Here is a 14,101-nt window from a genome sequence, read left to right on the forward strand (position 1 = left end):
GAGCCGGCACGGGCGCCGCAGCGGCGGCCGGCACGGGCGCGGGCGGGGCCGGCGCCTGCACCGGGGCCGGAGCCGGGACCTGCTCCGGCGGCGTCGGCGGCGTGGCCGGAACCGCGCCGGGCGCCGACGGCAGCACCGCGACCCCACTGCCGTAGGCCTGCGCCCACCGCAGCACGAGGCTCGCGTAGGCGTCCGACCGGTTGTAGCGCAGCAGCGCCGCGCGCTGCCCGGCCGGCGTGGAGAGGTCGGCACCGCCCGCGCACAGGTAGCGGCCGGCGGTCAGCGACGCGTCGAAGATGTTGTGCGGGGACGCGACCCCGTCACCGTTGCCGTCGACGGCGTAGGCCCGCCAGGTCGAGGGGATGAACTGCATCGGCCCGACGGCCCGGTCCCACACGGTGTCGCCGTCCAGCGCGCCGCCGTCGGTGTCGGCGATCGCGGCCACGCCCGGTGCGCCGTCCAGCCGCGGGCCGAGGATCGGCCCGCGGGTGTTCCCGGACGCGTCCACCCGGCCACCCGAAGCGTGCCCGGACTCCACCCGGCCGACCCCGGCCAGCAACGTCCACGACACCCGGCACGGCGGCGTCGACCCGGCCAGCCGCTGCTCGGCGCTCCGGTAGGCCGCGAGCGCCGCACCCGGGATCCCCGTCCCGTCCACGGCGGCCGGGGGCGCCGCCGGGGCGGCGGCCGCCGGCTGCGGCGCCACGGCCGGGAGCACGACCGGGGCCGCGGCGGCGGCAGGCGCGGCGGCGGCAGGCGCGGCGGCGGCAGGCGGCGGGGCGGGCGCCAGGACCGGGCCGATGAACGCCTGCGCCGGATCCGTCGTCGCGGGGGATGCGGCCCCCACCTGCGTGATCGCAGCCTCCCGGCCGCCCTCGGTCGCTGCCGTCGCGAGCACGATCGCCAGCAGGGCCGCCGCACGCACCGCCCAGAGCACCCGTCCGGTGCGTCCCGTTCCTGTCACGCACGCCAGCCTGGCAAGCGGACGCGCCGGGCGAACCCCCACGAGGAAGCCGCTCGGACCCCCAAATCGGGGGTCGCGGGGCGCATCGCACGCGGGTCTTCGTCAGTTTTCGGTATGTCGGTTGTCCGGTGCTAACACACGGGTACGCGGCACCGAAGCAGCAGATGTCGGGCTCATCACCGTCCGCGCCGTTTCAACGGTGGCGGAACGTACTGACCGGACCACCGCCCCGGTCGGTACGTAGACGGCCCACCCTTCGGGGTGGGCCGTCTCGACGTCTACCGGTGAGAACCCTCCGTCACCGGCTCCGCCGGCGGAGCCCCGAGCCCGGCGACGGGAACACCGCCGAACTCGCCGACCCGTCGCAGCTTCTGCCACTTCAGCCGGATCCCGGTGAGCGCCGTCGCGATCGACTGGATCAGGACGGCGTACATCAGCTGCCGGTAGACCAGCTGCTGCAACGGCAGCAGCCACAGGACGCCGAGCTTCTCCCGCTCCAGCCGGAACGCGAAGGCCGCTCCGACGAGCTGGATCGCCAGCACGCCCAGCCACGCCACCGCCGTCACGACCGGGTCCAGGAAGAACAACCCGTAGAGCAGGAAGATGTCCACCAGCGGCGCGAGCAGCGGCAGCACGACCTGGAAGACCGCGATGGTGAGCAGCCCGACCCGGCCGAAGCGGCCCGACGGCCCGCGCTGCACGACCGCGGCGCGGTGCTTCCACATCGACTGCATGGTCCCGTAGCTCCACCGGTACCGCTGCCGCCACAGCTGGCCGAGCGTCGCCGGCGCCTCGGTCCAGGCCCGGGCCCGCTCCTCGTAGACCACCCGCCACCCCGCCCGGCACAGCGCCATCGTGAGATCGGTGTCCTCGGCGAGGGTGTCGTCGCTGACCCCGCCGACCTCCAGCAGGGCGCGCCGCCGGAACGCTCCGATCGCACCGGGCACGGTGGCCATGCAGCGCCACACGTCGTAGACACGGCGGTCGAGGTTGAAGCCGATCACGTACTCGATGTGCTGCCAGCGGGCGACCAGGCTCGTGCGGTTGGCCACCTTCGCGTTGCCGGCGACAGCGCCGACCCCGGGCCGGGCGAACGGCTGCACGAGGCGCCGGACGGTACCCGGCTCGAACACGGTGTCGCCGTCCAGCATCACGATCAGGTCGTGGCTCGCCGCCCGGATGCCCGCGTTCAGCGCCGACGGCTTTCCGCCGTTGGGCTGGCGGATCAGCCGCACCCCGGGGATCCGCAGGCCCTCCACGATGTCCGCCGTGCCGTCGGTCGATCCGTCGTCCACCACGATGATCTCGACCGGGTGGTCGCTCGCTGCGAGCGAGCGGACGGTGGCCTCGATGCACTCCTTCTCGTTGTACGCGGGGACCACCACGGTGACCGGCTCGGTGACCCGGGGCCCCGGCTCGTCCGCCGCGGCCGCGCGAGCGCGCCGGGCGTGCCGCCAGGCGACCACGAGCATGATCAGCAGCCGCAGGATCACCAGGATCCCGACCAGCAGCAGGCACAGCTCCATGAACCCGACGACGTGGGTGGCGCCGAGCACCGCAACCAGCAGGACCCCGCCCGCCGCGCGGTCCCAGGCCGACGCCGGCTGGTTGGCCGGCGGCAACCCGACGGCCTGCGACACCGTGGTGAACCGGTAGCCCTCGGCCTTGAGCAGCGGGATGAGCCGGTCGAGCGCGGCGATGGTCTGGGCGCGGTCGCCGCCGGCGTCGTGCAGCAGCAGCGCCCCACCGGCCCCGTTCTGCGGGATCGACGCGGCGACGATCGAGTCGACGCCCTTGCGCTCCCAGTCCCGGCTGTCGACGTCGGTCAACGCGGTCACGAACCCGCGCGCGCCCATCTCGCGGACGACCTCGAACTGGTCATTGTCCAGGGCCGAGGTCTGCGACGAGTACGGTGGGCGGACCAGGTAGGAGATCTCCCCGGTCGCCGCGGCGACGGCGAGCTGGGTCTGGGTGAGCTCCTGCTCCAGGCGCTGCGCCGAGACCTCGGTCAGGTCGGGGTGGGTGAAGCTGTGCAGCCCGATCTCCGAGCCGGTGGCACGGATGTCGCGGAGCAGTTGCGGGTGCTGGCTCGCCATCGAACCGAGGACGAAGAACGTGCCCGGGACCTGGTGGCGGCGCAGCACCTCCAGGATCGCCGGCGTCCACCGCGGATCGGGGCCGTCGTCGAACGTCAGCGCCATCGTCCGCTCCGGGTAGGTCAGCGTGCGCGCCGTCTCGCGGGTGGTGTCGACGACGGAGCCGCCGTCGCGGACCTCGGCGGGCACCCGGTCGAACGCGCCGCTGCCCGCGACGCCCCGCAGGTCCCGATCGCTCTGCGCGGTGACCACACCGTTGATCGCCAGCACGGAGCCGAGCATGGCCACCGCGACGGCCAGGACGATCCAGCTGGGCCGCGAGAGGCGGCCCGCGCGCACCCGGGCCCGGACGAGACGGGACCGGGTCATCACGCGAGGCTCGCCGCGGGGGCCGGGCCGGCCGTCGGCTCCGGGACGCCGGTGGGCTCGCCGCCCCCGGTGTCACCCGGGTTCTCGCCGCCCTCCGCGCCACCGGAGTTCCCGGGGTCGACCGGCGGGGTCTCCGGGTCCGGCGGCGGCGTGACCGGACCCGGCGGCGGGGTCACCGGACCCGGCGGCGGCACCGGCTGCGACGGCGGCGGGGTCACCGGACCCGGCGGCGGGGGCGTGACCGGGACGGCCGGCGGCGGCACCGGGGTCACGGCGACGGGGGCCGCGGTCACCGGGGCCGCGACCACCGGAGCCAGCGCGGCGGCGGTGATGGCCCGCGCGTCCGCCACCGGCGGGAGCGGGCCGAGCGCGGCGGCCAGCTGCGGAACCGCCCGGCCGCCGCTGTGCGCCGCCGGGCGGGGCGGGGCGGCACGGCCCAGCACCGGGGCGGCGAGGTCGGCCTGGCCGGCGTCCGGGGCCGGCGCGTCCACCGCCGGGTTCTGCGCCTCGGGCAACGGCAGCTCGACCATGGGCGTGCGCTGGGTCGCCGCCGCCAGGCTCACCCCGACCAGGGTGAGGCAGGTCGCGCTCGCGGCCGTGACGACGTAGGCGGCGCGTTTCATCCGCCGGCCGCGGCGACCGGTGCCGTCGACGAAGATCGGCCCGCGTTCGACCATGCCGCTGTCGGTGTTCATTCTCGTTCTCTCCCCCGGTTCGGGCAGGAATCCGGTCACGCCGCGGCGTCCCGGAAGATCTCGGTGAAGGCGAAGCGGGACTGCTCGATCCCGCTGCAGTCGAACGCGGCGGTGGCGCGCCCCGGGCAGCCGCCGTTGTCGCGGCCCACGGACCAGAACCCGATGGAGGCCAGGCCACGGGAGCGGGCAGCGCCGGCGACCGTGGCGGCGTCGGCGAGGGTGGTGACCGCGCCGAGGTCGGTCCGGCCGATCATCAGGGTCATCCCGGTCCGCCCGGCGATCTCCGCGCCGGTCGCGTCCGGCCACACCCCGTGCAGCTGCGCGGAGACCGCGTCCAGCGTCGCCACCATCGCGGCGGCCCAGTCGCCGCGATGGGCGAAGTTCATGACCATCGGGTTCACGGTGAACCGGAGCCCGGACTCGGCCGCCCGCCGCACCAGGGCCAGCGCCGCCGGCTCGAGTCCCTGGTCCTGCCCCTGCACGCGCAACGTCAGCGTCACCGCCGTGCCGCGCTCGCGCTGCAGCCGGGTCAGCGCGTCGACGACCGTGGCGGCCGGGACATCGGCCTCGACGTCGACGTCGAGCCGGTTGCCGCCGACGGCGTCCAGCGCCGAGGCGTAGGCCCGTGCCAGCTCCGCCGGCGAGCCGCAGGCGTTCTCCAGGTAGGGCCCGCTGGCGCCGCCGGTGGCCACGGTCGGCTGCCCGCCACGGGCGCGCAGCTCGCCGACCTGCGCCAGCAGCGCCGGGTCCGTCAACGGCCGGACGCCGGCCCACGACGGCTCGCACCGGCCGCCGGTGGCCAGCGCGAACGCGAGGACGACATCGTGCACACCGGTGGCGTCGGCCATGTCGACCAGCACCGGCGGTGACACCGACGCGTCGACGTAGGGCGCGAAACGGGTCGGCGACCCGGCCTCGGCGACGGTCGGCGCGACGTCCGCGGCCGGCGAGCACGCGGAGACGAGCAGGGCCACGACAACCATGGCCGGTGCTGCGATGGAGCGCATCCTCACGTCATGCCTTCCGCCGAACGAGGGACGGCAACAGACGTGAGCACATCAGTCGTTCGAGCAGTCGACGCAATGCAAGCGCACGCTCAGTCACCACGCGTCAATTCGGACGAATGACTGGAGTCGTTACATCGGCAACCAAAAGGGCGTCGACCCCGCATCTGCGGGGCCGGGCGGGACCGCGAACCGGGTCGCTACGCCGCCGCCGACAACCAGGGCTCCCACGCGGGCAGCGGCTCCACCGCGAGCACCAGCACACCCCCGGCCGAGCGGCTCGGCGGGGCCGGGGCCACCTCCAGGGTCCAGCCGAGCTCCTCGATCAGCCGGTCGGCCTTGCGCGAGTTGCACGCCCGGCACGCGGCGACGCAGTTCTCCCAGGTGTGCGTGCCCCCGCGACTGCGCGGCACCACGTGATCGATCGTGTCGGCGCGTTTGCCGCAATAGGCGCACCGCCGCCCGTCGCGGCGCAACACGCCGGCGCGGGTCATCGGCACGGCGCGGCGGTAGGGCACCCGCACGTACCGCGACAGCCGCATGACCGACGGTGCCGGAATCGACAGATTCTCGGAGCGGAACGCCGCGCCCTCCAGCGCGGCCTGCACACACTCCGCCTTTCCGCTGAGCATCAGCACGATCGCGCGCTTGGCCGTGACCACCGCGAGCGGCTCGAAGCTGGCATTCAACAGCAGGACCCTGGACCCCGTCGGGACCGCGCCCAGGTGCGACGCAGCCCCCGGCGCCTCCCCTGGATCGAGGTCAGCACCGCTGGGGTCGGGTTGTCGATAAGGCACGCGACCACCTCCGCCAGTTGGGCACAGTCGACCATACGGCGACCGGGTTACGCACGCGTGATAGGGAGCGTGTCGCTCAGGTGGACGCCCGGCGGCGCCGAGCGAGCCGGCGGTGCGGCCGGCTCAGCGGCCGACCGCGTCGAGGGCCGCCAGCACGTCGGCGACCAGGTCGGCGGTGTCCTCACAGCCTGCCGACAGCCGCACCAGCCCGGGCGCGACGGCGTCGCCCCAGCGTTCCCGCCGGTCCGCGGTCGTGCGCAGGCCACCGAAGCTCGTCGCCGAGGCGATGAGCCGGGACGCGGCCAGGAACTCCGCCACCGCGTCGGCCGAGGCCAGCGTGAACCGCAGGACGCCGTTCCAGCGGCGCATCTGCCGGGACGCGACCGCGTGCGCGGGGTCGTCGGCCAGCCCGGGCCAGCGGACGTCGGTCACGCACCCGTGCTCGCGCAGCGCGAGGGCCAGCGCGCGGGCGTTCGCGGCCTGGCGCTCCAGCCGCAGGTCCAGCGTGCCCAGCCCGCGGTGGGCCAGCCACACCTCCATCGGGCCCGGCACCGCCCCGCCCCGCGCCCGGGCCGCCCGCAACCGCCCGACCAGCACCGGGTCGGCGCTGCTCACGTGCCCGAGGACCAGGTCCCCGTGCCCGGCGAGCGCCTTGGAATCGCTGGCGACGACGAGGTCGGCGCCGAGTTCCAACGGCCGCTGCCCCAGCGGGGTCGCAGTGGTGTTGTCGACGGCCAGCAACGCCCCGGCGGCGTGCGCCCGCTCGGCGAGCGCGGCGATGTCGCAGACCTCGAGCCCCGGGTTCGACGGGGTCTCCACCAGCACCAGCGCAGCGCCCTCCAGGACGCCCTCCGGCCACCCCCCGGCCGTCGGCACCGCACGCACCTCCACCCCGAGCGGGGCGAGTTCCTCGTCGGCCAGCACCCGGGCCAGGTAGTAGCCGTCGGCGGGCAGCACCACCGCCGCGCCCGGCCGGGCCGCCAGCCGCAGCACCGCGGCCACCGCCGCCATCCCCGAGCCGAACAGCACGCATTCGCCGCCGTCGAGCTCACCGACCGCCGACTCCAGCGCGCGCCAGGTCGGGTTGTCCGCGCGGCCGTAGAAGTCGGCCGGCGTCGGGTCCCCGGGCAGGCCGAGGTGGAACGTCGAGGACAGCACCGGACCGGCGTGCAGCGGCGCACCGATCTCCGCGTCACGGGCCGGCTCGTGCCCGGCGTGCACACAGCGCGTCCCGTCCCCCGTCACGGCGGGCACCCTAACGGCCTCGCTGCGCTCGGCTCGTGCGCGGTAATGGTCGCCATAGCGACGATTACCGCGCACGAGCTATTCCGGCTTCGGTGTCCGGCTGATCAGCTCCTTGGCCATGGCCGCCGCGGACAGCCCCTCGTGGCAGACCCGGCGCACCGCGTCCGCGATCGGCAGCTCGACGCCGTGCCGGGCGCCCAGCTCGCAGATCGACACGCACGACTTCACACCCTCGGCGATCTGGCCGTGGTTCGCCGCCTCGGCCTGCGCCAGGCTCTCGCCGCGGCCGAGCCGCTCGCCGAAGGACCGGTTGCGCGACAGCGGCGACGAGCACGTCGCCACCAGGTCACCCAGCCCCGCCAGCCCGGCGAAGGTCAGCGGGTCGGCCCCGAGCGCGGCTCCCAGCCTGCTGATCTCGGCCAGCCCACGGGTGATCACCGACGCCCGGCTGTTGTCGCCCAGCCCCATCCCGGCGGCGATCCCCACGGCCAGCGCGATGACGTTCTTGCCGGCCCCGCCCAGCTCGCAGCCGATCACGTCGGTGTTGGTGTAGGAGCGGAAATAGCCGGTCGTGCACGCGTTCTGCAGCGCGACGGCGCGGTCGTGGTCGGCGCAGGCGATCACCGTGGCCGTCGGCTCCTCGGCGGCGATCTCGCGGGCCAGGTTCGGCCCGGACACCACCGCCACCCGATCCGCCGGGACCCCGGCCACGTCGACGATCACCTCGCTCATCCGCTTGAGCGTGTGCAACTCGACGCCCTTGGCCAGGCTGATCAGCGTCCGCCCGGCCGGCAGCAGCTCCCGCCAGACCTGCAGGTTCGACCGCAAGGTCTGCGACGGCACCGCGAGCACCACCGCGTCCGCGCCCTCGAGCACCGACGCCGCGTTCGTCGACGCCGACAGCAACCTCGGCAGCACGATGCCGGGCAGGTAGTCCGGATTGGCCCGCTCATCGTTGATCGACGCGGCGATCGCCGGGCGGCGCGCCCACACCACGACCTCGCGGCCGGCGTCGGCCATCACCTTCGCGAACGCGGTCCCCCACGACCCGGCGCCGAGGACCGCGACGCGGCGCACCTCCTGCACTGTGCTCATGACTCGCCCCCGACCAGCCCGTCCCGTGCGCTCACGACCCGTTCCCGCGGCGGTAGAACTCGGTGGGCGCCTGCTCACCGCGGACCTCGGCGAGCAGGTCACGGACCCGCCCCATCACCAGGTCGGTCACCTCACGCAGGAGGGTCGCGTCGATCGGCTTGCCGCGGTAGGACGACAGGTCGACCGGCTCGCCGGAGCGCACCGTGATCGTCCTGCGCGGCAGCGGCCGGAACGTGCGGTTGTAGTGGTCGTAGACCTCGCGGGTCCCCCAGTGCACGACCGGGATGACCGGCACGTCCGAGGTCAGCGCCAGGCGTGCCATCCCGGTGCGCGCGTGCATCGGCCAGCCCTGCGGATCGCGGGTGATGGTGCCCTCGGGGTAGATCACCACGATCTTGCCGTCCTGCAGCGCCCGGGTGCCGGCGCTCAGGCTCTGCTGCGCGTCGGCCGAGTCGCGGAAGACCGGGATCTGGCCCGAGCCGACCAGGATCCGGCCCAGCACCGGGATCTTCCACAGGCTGTGCTTGGCGAGGAACCGCGGCACCCGGCCGGCGCTGTGCACCCACAACGCGGTGTGCACCGGGTCGAGGTACGAGATGTGGTTGGCCACGATCAGCGCGCCACCCCGCGCGGGCAGGCGGTCGCGGCCCTCGTACCGGATGCGCCCGGTGAGAAACCCGATCGGATAGAAGAACACCGCTGCGAAGCCGACCCAGAAGCCGTTCTTCTCACGCCTCACCCACGACCTCCTCGCCGCCTCGCCGGATCCGGCCGCCGGGCACCCGCCCCGCCGTCACCGGTCCGCGATCTCCGGCGGAAGTCTCCCGGGCCGGGCGCCACCGGTCCACCACCGGGCCCCAGTGCGACGATGACGGGGTGCGTCCCAACGCGATCGAGACCGTGGACATGGTGATCCCGGTCAAGCCGCTGCACGTGGCCAAGTCCCGGCTGCGCGGCGCGGCGGACGACGGCGTCGGCGACCCCGAAGCGCACGCCCGGCTGGCCCTCGCGCTCGCCCTGGACACCGTCGCCGCGGTGCGCGCCGCCCGCCGCGTCCGGCAGCTGCTGGTGATCACCTCCGACCCGACGGTGGCCCTCGAGCTCACCACCGCGGGCGTCCCGGTGGCGCCGGACCGGCCCGGAGGCGGGCTGAACCCCGCCCTGGAACGTGGCGCGGAGCTGTTGCGCGAGCACGACCCCGGCACCGCACTGGGCGCGCTGCAGGCCGACCTGCCCGCGCTGCGGTCCGCCGAACTCGACGCCGCGATCGAGACGGCCGCCGCGGTGTTCGCGGCCGGGCCGGTGCACCGCGCCTTCTGCGCCGACGCCCACGGCGAGGGCACCACGTTGCTGCTGTGCGCGCCCGGCACGACGCTCGACCCGCACTTCGGTGCCGGATCGGCGCACCGCCACGAGCGGTCCGGGGCCTACCGGCTGCCCGGCGACTGGCCGGGCCTGCGCCGCGACGTGGACACCGGAGAGGACCTGCGCCGGGCAGCCGATCTGGGTGTCGGCCCGCACACCCGGGGGGTGCTCGCCGCCGCGCCGCGACCCCGGAGACCGGCCGTGACCAGCCGAGAATCACTCGGATTTGCCCAACCGAGTGACCCGTCGTGACCCGTCCGGCGACCGCGACCCTTCCGTGACCCAGAGTTCACCCGGATGTCGGTGGAGGGGCCCACGTGGGGATCCGCCCGGTGGGGAAGAATCGGCGGCCGTGAGTGACGACGTGAGTAGCTCGGCCGCCGGCTCCTCGGATTCCGCGTCCTCCGAGGAAAGCGCGGACTCCGGCCGCAAGGAGTCCCCCCGGCCCGCCCGCTCGCAGAGCACGGCGCGCCGCGCGCCGCGCCCGTCCAGCCGCCGGGTGCACGCCGCGAGCCGCCCGGTGGCGGGTACGAACGGCGCGGCGGCGGGCACCACGAGCGCCCCGCCGCCGAGCACCGGCGCGCGCAAGCCCGCGGCGAGCCCCCGGTCCCGGTCCGCAGCCGCGAAGAAGGGCGCCGCCAGCAGCGCCGCGACCAGCGCCGCCACCGACGTCAGCGTCCCGGCCACCCGGCCGCCGGCGGCCGCGGTCCCGGCGGCAGCGCCGGCCGGTCACACCCCGATCCGCCCGCCGGCCCCGACCACCGCGGCCGTCTCGTCGGGCCTTCCCGACGACCGCTACCTCAACCGCGAGCTCTCCTGGCTGGACTTCAACGCCCGGGTGCTCGCGCTGGCCGAGGACCCGAGCCAGCCGCTGCTGGAGCGGGCCAAGTTCCTCGCGATCTTCGCCAGCAACCTCGACGAGTTCTACATGGTCCGGGTGGCCGGGCTGAAGCGCCGCGACGAGACCGGACTGGCCGTGCGCAGCGCCGACGGCCTGTCCCCGCGCGAGCAGCTGGCCCGCATCGCCGCCCGCAGCCAGGCCGTCTCCGAGGCGCACGCCCGGGTCTTCCTCGACGACGTCCGGCCGGCGCTCGAAGCCGAGGGCATCCGCATCCTGCGCTGGACCGACCTGTCCGACGCGCAACGGCTGCGGCTGTCGGACTACTTCTCCGAACAGGTGTTCCCGGTGCTCACCCCGCTCGCGGTGGACCCGGCGCACCCGTTCCCCTACATCTCCGGGCTGTCGCTCAACCTGGCCGTCACCGTCCGCGACCCGGAGGGCCGCACCGAGCGGTTCGCCCGGGTCAAGGTGCCCAACAACGTGCCGCGGCTGGTCCGGGTGACCCCCGACGCCTCCACCGACGGCCAGCACCCGGGCGTCGTCTTCCTGCCCATCGAGGACCTCATCTCCGCCCACCTCGGGGAGCTGTTCACCGGCTTGGAGGTGGCCGAGGTGCACGCCTTCCGGGTCACCCGCAACGCCGACCTGGAGGTCGAGGAGGACCGCGACGAGGACCTGCTGCAGGCCCTCGAACGCGAGCTGGCCCGGCGCCGCTTCGGCCCCCCGGTGCGCCTCGAGGTCACCGACACGATGAGCGAGCACGTGCTCGAACTGCTGCTGCGCGAGCTCGACGTCGACCCGCACGACGTCGTCACCGTCCCCGGATTGCTCGACCTGACCGCGCTCTGGCAGGTCTACGGCGTCGACCGCCCGGACCTCAAGGACAACCCGTTCGTGCCGGCCACCCACCCGGCGTTCGGCGAGCGGGAGACCCCGAAGAGCATCTTCGCCACGCTGCGCGAGGGCGACGTCCTGGTGCACCACCCCTACGACTCGTTCTCCACCAGCGTGCAGCGGTTCATCGAGCAGGCCGCGGCCGATCCGGACGTGCTGGCCATCAAGCAGACGCTGTACCGGACCTCGGGGGACTCCCCCATCGTCGACGCGCTGATCGACGCGGCCGAGGCCGGCAAGCAGGTCGTCGCGCTCGTCGAGATCAAGGCCCGGTTCGACGAGCAGGCCAACATCCGGTGGGCGCGCGAGCTGGAGAAGGCGGGGGTGCACGTCGTCTACGGGCTGGTCGGCCTGAAGACGCACTGCAAGACCTCGCTGGTGGTGCGGCAGGAGGGCTCCACGATCCGGCGCTACTGCCACGTCGGCACCGGCAACTACAACCCCAAGACCGCGCGGCTCTACGAGGACATCGGGGTGCTCACCGCGGACCCGATCATCGGCGCCGACCTCACCGACCTGTTCAACACGCTCACCGGGTACTCCCGGCAGACCTCCTACCGCAGCCTGCTCGTCGCGCCCTACGGGGTGCGCCGCGGCATCGTGCGGCGGATCGAGGACGAGATCGAGGCGCACGCCGAGGGCAGGCCCGCCGGCATCCGGATCAAGGTCAACTCGCTGGTCGACGAGCAGGTCATCGACGCGCTCTACCGGGCCTCGCAGGCCGGGGTGCCGGTGGACGTCGTGGTCCGCGGGATCTGCGCGCTGCGGCCCGGGCGCGAGGGGCTCTCGGAGAACATCCACGTCCGGTCCATCCTCGGCCGGTTCCTGGAGCACTCCCGGGTGTTCCACTTCAAGGGCGCCGACGAGTACTGGATCGGCAGCGCGGACATGATGCACCGCAACCTCGACCGCCGGGTCGAGGTGCTGATGCGGGTGGCCGACCCGAAGCTGGCCGCCCAGCTCGGTGACATCATCGACTCCTGTCTGGACCCGGCCACCCGCTGCTGGATCCTGCGGGCCGACGGCACCTGGGAACCGTCGCCGTCGCCGGGAACCGGTGTGGAGCGGGTGCGCGACCACCAGGTGGAGATGATGCGCCGGCACTCGACCGTCTCCACCGACGCCGAATGAGCCGCAGGACGTGGTGACCGACCCGGACGCCGACGTGCTCGCCGCCGGGGCGGTGCTGTGGCGGCCCCGGCCCGGGGCCGACGGCCGCGACAGCCGCGATGTCGAGGTCGCGCTCGTGCACCGGCCCCGCTACGACGACTGGTCGCTGCCCAAGGGCAAGCTCGACCGCGGGGAGTCGCTCGCCGAGGCGGCCGTGCGCGAGGTCGAGGAGGAGACCGGGTTCCGCTCCCGGCTGGGTGAGCGCCTCGGCGACGTCCGCTACGACGTCCCCGAGGGCCGCAAGCTGGTCCGGTACTGGTCGGCGCAGGTGCAGCCGGGCGGCCCCGGGTTCACCCCGAACCACGAGACCGACGAGCTGCGCTGGGTCTCCCCCGCCGAGGCCGTCCGGACGCTCAGCTACGACCGCGACCGCGAGGTGCTCGACCGGTTCGCCGCGCACCCGGTGCCCGAGTCGACCCTGCTGCTGGTGCGGCACGCCAAGGCCGGCAGCCGCAGGGACTGGACCGGGGAGGACGGCGCGCGCCCGCTGTCCGCGGCGGGCAAGGCGCAGGCCGAGCAACTGGTCGGGCTGCTGGCGCCGTTCGGGCCGGACCGGTTGCACGCGGCCACCCCGATGCGCTGCCTGCAGACCGTCGAGCCGCTGGCCATCGTGCTCGGTGCCGACATCGTCGCCGAACCGCTACTCGGCGAGGACGGCTACTCGCAGGGCCCGGACGCCGGGCTGGCCCGGATGCGTGAACTGCTGGCACAGCCCGGGGTCACGGTGCTGTGCAGCCAGGGTGGGGTGATCCCGGACGTCGTCGAGGAGCTGGCCGAGGAATCCGGGCTGGTCCTGGAGCCGCGGGACGGCGGCGTGGCCCCCTCCCGCAAGGCGAGCACCTGGGTGCTGGGCCGGCGCGACGACAGGCTGCTGTTCGCCGACTACTACCGAGACCCCACCGGCTGACCCACCCCGCGAGTCGCCCCATTTCGGCGCGCGAGTCGCCCTGTTCGGGTGCGCGAGTCGCCGGTCCGGCGCGCACCGATGCGTTCGCGCCGGGCCGGCGATCGAAACCGCTACTTCTTGCCCTTGGCGGGCTTCTTGGCGGGCTTCGCCTTGTCCGCCTTCTCCGCCTTCACAGCCGCCGCCTTGCCCTTGGCCGGCTTCGTGGCCGCCGCGCCCTCCGTCGTGAAGGAGCCCGATGCCTTGGCCGCTCCCTTGGCTGCCCGGGGGCTCCTCACCGGCTTCGGCTCCGGGGACGGCACGGCCTCCGACGCCGTCTCTGCGGGCACCGCGGCCGCCCGCCGGGGGCGGCGGGCCGGAGCGGGGCGGGCCGCGGCGGCCGCAGACCCGTTGTCCCCCACCGAGGACTTGAAGCCGGTGCCGGGCCGGAAGGCCGGGACGACGGTCGCGGGCACCTGGACGGTCTCACCGGTGCGCGGATTGCGCGCCACCCGGGGCGCCCGGGCCCGGGCCTCGAACACCCCGAACCCGGTCAGCGAAACCGAGCCGCCGGAGCCGACGGTGTCCACAATGATCTCGAGCATTCCGTCGACCGCGGTCGCCGCGGTGCGCCGGTCGCCGATGCGTGACGCGAGCGCGTCCACGAGCTGGGTCTTGTTCAT

The 14,101-nt window shown here is 74.7% G+C and carries 12 protein-coding genes; 3 read left to right on the forward strand and 9 right to left on the reverse strand.

The annotated features are described in order from the left end of the window. The 8 genes from HF526_RS27765 to HF526_RS27800 all read right to left on the reverse strand — a co-directional run. The coding region (locus HF526_RS27765) for a lytic transglycosylase domain-containing protein (RefSeq protein WP_338051801.1) at positions 1-964 on the reverse strand (964 nt) is incomplete at its 3' end. Positions 965-1,242: 278 nt separating this feature from the next. Next, complete coding sequence (locus tag HF526_RS27770) at positions 1,243-3,429, reverse strand: bifunctional polysaccharide deacetylase/glycosyltransferase family 2 protein (protein ID WP_169384538.1); 2,187 nt, start codon at positions 3,427-3,429, stop codon at positions 1,243-1,245. Next, on the reverse strand, positions 3,429-4,124 hold the full coding sequence (locus HF526_RS27775) for a hypothetical protein (RefSeq protein WP_169384539.1): 696 nt from the start codon (positions 4,122-4,124) through the stop codon (positions 3,429-3,431). Before HF526_RS27775 ends, HF526_RS27770 begins: the two co-directional genes overlap by 1 nt. 35 nt (positions 4,125-4,159) lie before the next feature. Beyond that, a complete protein-coding gene (locus tag HF526_RS27780) occupies positions 4,160-5,131 on the reverse strand; it encodes a glycoside hydrolase family 18 protein (RefSeq protein ID WP_169384540.1) in 972 nt (323 codons plus the stop codon). Positions 5,132-5,328: 197 nt separating this feature from the next. Further along, on the reverse strand, positions 5,329-5,817 hold the full coding sequence (locus HF526_RS27785) for an HNH endonuclease (protein ID WP_420821663.1): 489 nt from the start codon (positions 5,815-5,817) through the stop codon (positions 5,329-5,331). 231 nt (positions 5,818-6,048) lie between these two features. Beyond that, entirely contained in the window at positions 6,049-7,170 is a 1,122-nt protein-coding gene (locus HF526_RS27790) for a cystathionine gamma-lyase (RefSeq protein ID WP_169384542.1), read from the reverse strand. Positions 7,171-7,248: 78 nt separating this feature from the next. Next, entirely contained in the window at positions 7,249-8,265 is a 1,017-nt protein-coding gene (locus HF526_RS27795; protein WP_169384543.1) for an NAD(P)H-dependent glycerol-3-phosphate dehydrogenase, read from the reverse strand. Between the two features lie 31 nt (positions 8,266-8,296). Beyond that, positions 8,297-9,004 carry a 1-acyl-sn-glycerol-3-phosphate acyltransferase gene (locus HF526_RS27800; protein WP_169384544.1) on the reverse strand — a complete coding sequence of 236 codons (708 nt, stop codon included), beginning with the start codon at positions 9,002-9,004 and terminating at the stop codon, positions 8,297-8,299. Between the two features lie 137 nt (positions 9,005-9,141). Between HF526_RS27800 and cofC the strand changes: the two genes are divergently transcribed. From cofC to HF526_RS27815, 3 genes are all read left to right on the forward strand, one after another. Further along, a complete protein-coding gene (cofC, locus tag HF526_RS27805; protein ID WP_338051802.1) occupies positions 9,142-9,882 on the forward strand; it encodes a 2-phospho-L-lactate guanylyltransferase in 741 nt (246 codons plus the stop codon). A 247-nt stretch (positions 9,883-10,129) separates the two neighbouring features. Next, positions 10,130-12,496 (forward strand): RNA degradosome polyphosphate kinase, encoded by a 2,367-nt coding sequence (locus HF526_RS27810; RefSeq protein ID WP_169384562.1) that lies wholly within the window; start codon positions 10,130-10,132, stop codon positions 12,494-12,496. Positions 12,497-12,506: 10 nt separating this feature from the next. Further along, positions 12,507-13,442: an NUDIX domain-containing protein gene (locus HF526_RS27815; protein WP_169384545.1), complete on the forward strand. Its 936-nt coding sequence runs from the start codon at positions 12,507-12,509 to the stop codon at positions 13,440-13,442. Between the two features lie 110 nt (positions 13,443-13,552). On the opposite strand, the gene HF526_RS27820 is transcribed toward HF526_RS27815, so the two are convergent. Then, positions 13,553-14,101, reverse strand: coding sequence for an HU family DNA-binding protein (locus HF526_RS27820; RefSeq protein WP_169384546.1), 549 nt, complete (start codon positions 14,099-14,101; stop codon positions 13,553-13,555).

It is taken from the genome of Pseudonocardia acidicola (genome assembly GCF_012911935.1).
In the GTDB taxonomy this organism is placed as follows: Bacteria; Actinomycetota; Actinomycetes; order Mycobacteriales; family Pseudonocardiaceae; genus Pseudonocardia; species Pseudonocardia acidicola.

Bases quoted from the DNA above. Each gene is read 5' to 3' on its own strand.
- HF526_RS27770 (WP_169384538.1), bottom strand. From the start codon at position 3,429: ATGACCCGGTCCCGTCTCGTCCGGGCCCGGGTGCGCGCGGGCCGCCTC.
- HF526_RS27775 (WP_169384539.1), bottom strand. From the start codon at position 4,124: ATGAACACCGACAGCGGCATGGTCGAACGCGGGCCGATCTTCGTCGAC.
- HF526_RS27780 (WP_169384540.1), bottom strand. From the start codon at position 5,131: ATGCGCTCCATCGCAGCACCGGCCATGGTTGTCGTGGCCCTGCTCGTC.
- HF526_RS27795 (WP_169384543.1), bottom strand. From the start codon at position 8,265: ATGAGCACAGTGCAGGAGGTGCGCCGCGTCGCGGTCCTCGGCGCCGGG.
- HF526_RS27820 (WP_169384546.1), bottom strand. From the start codon at position 14,101: ATGAACAAGACCCAGCTCGTGGACGCGCTCGCGTCACGCATCGGCGAC.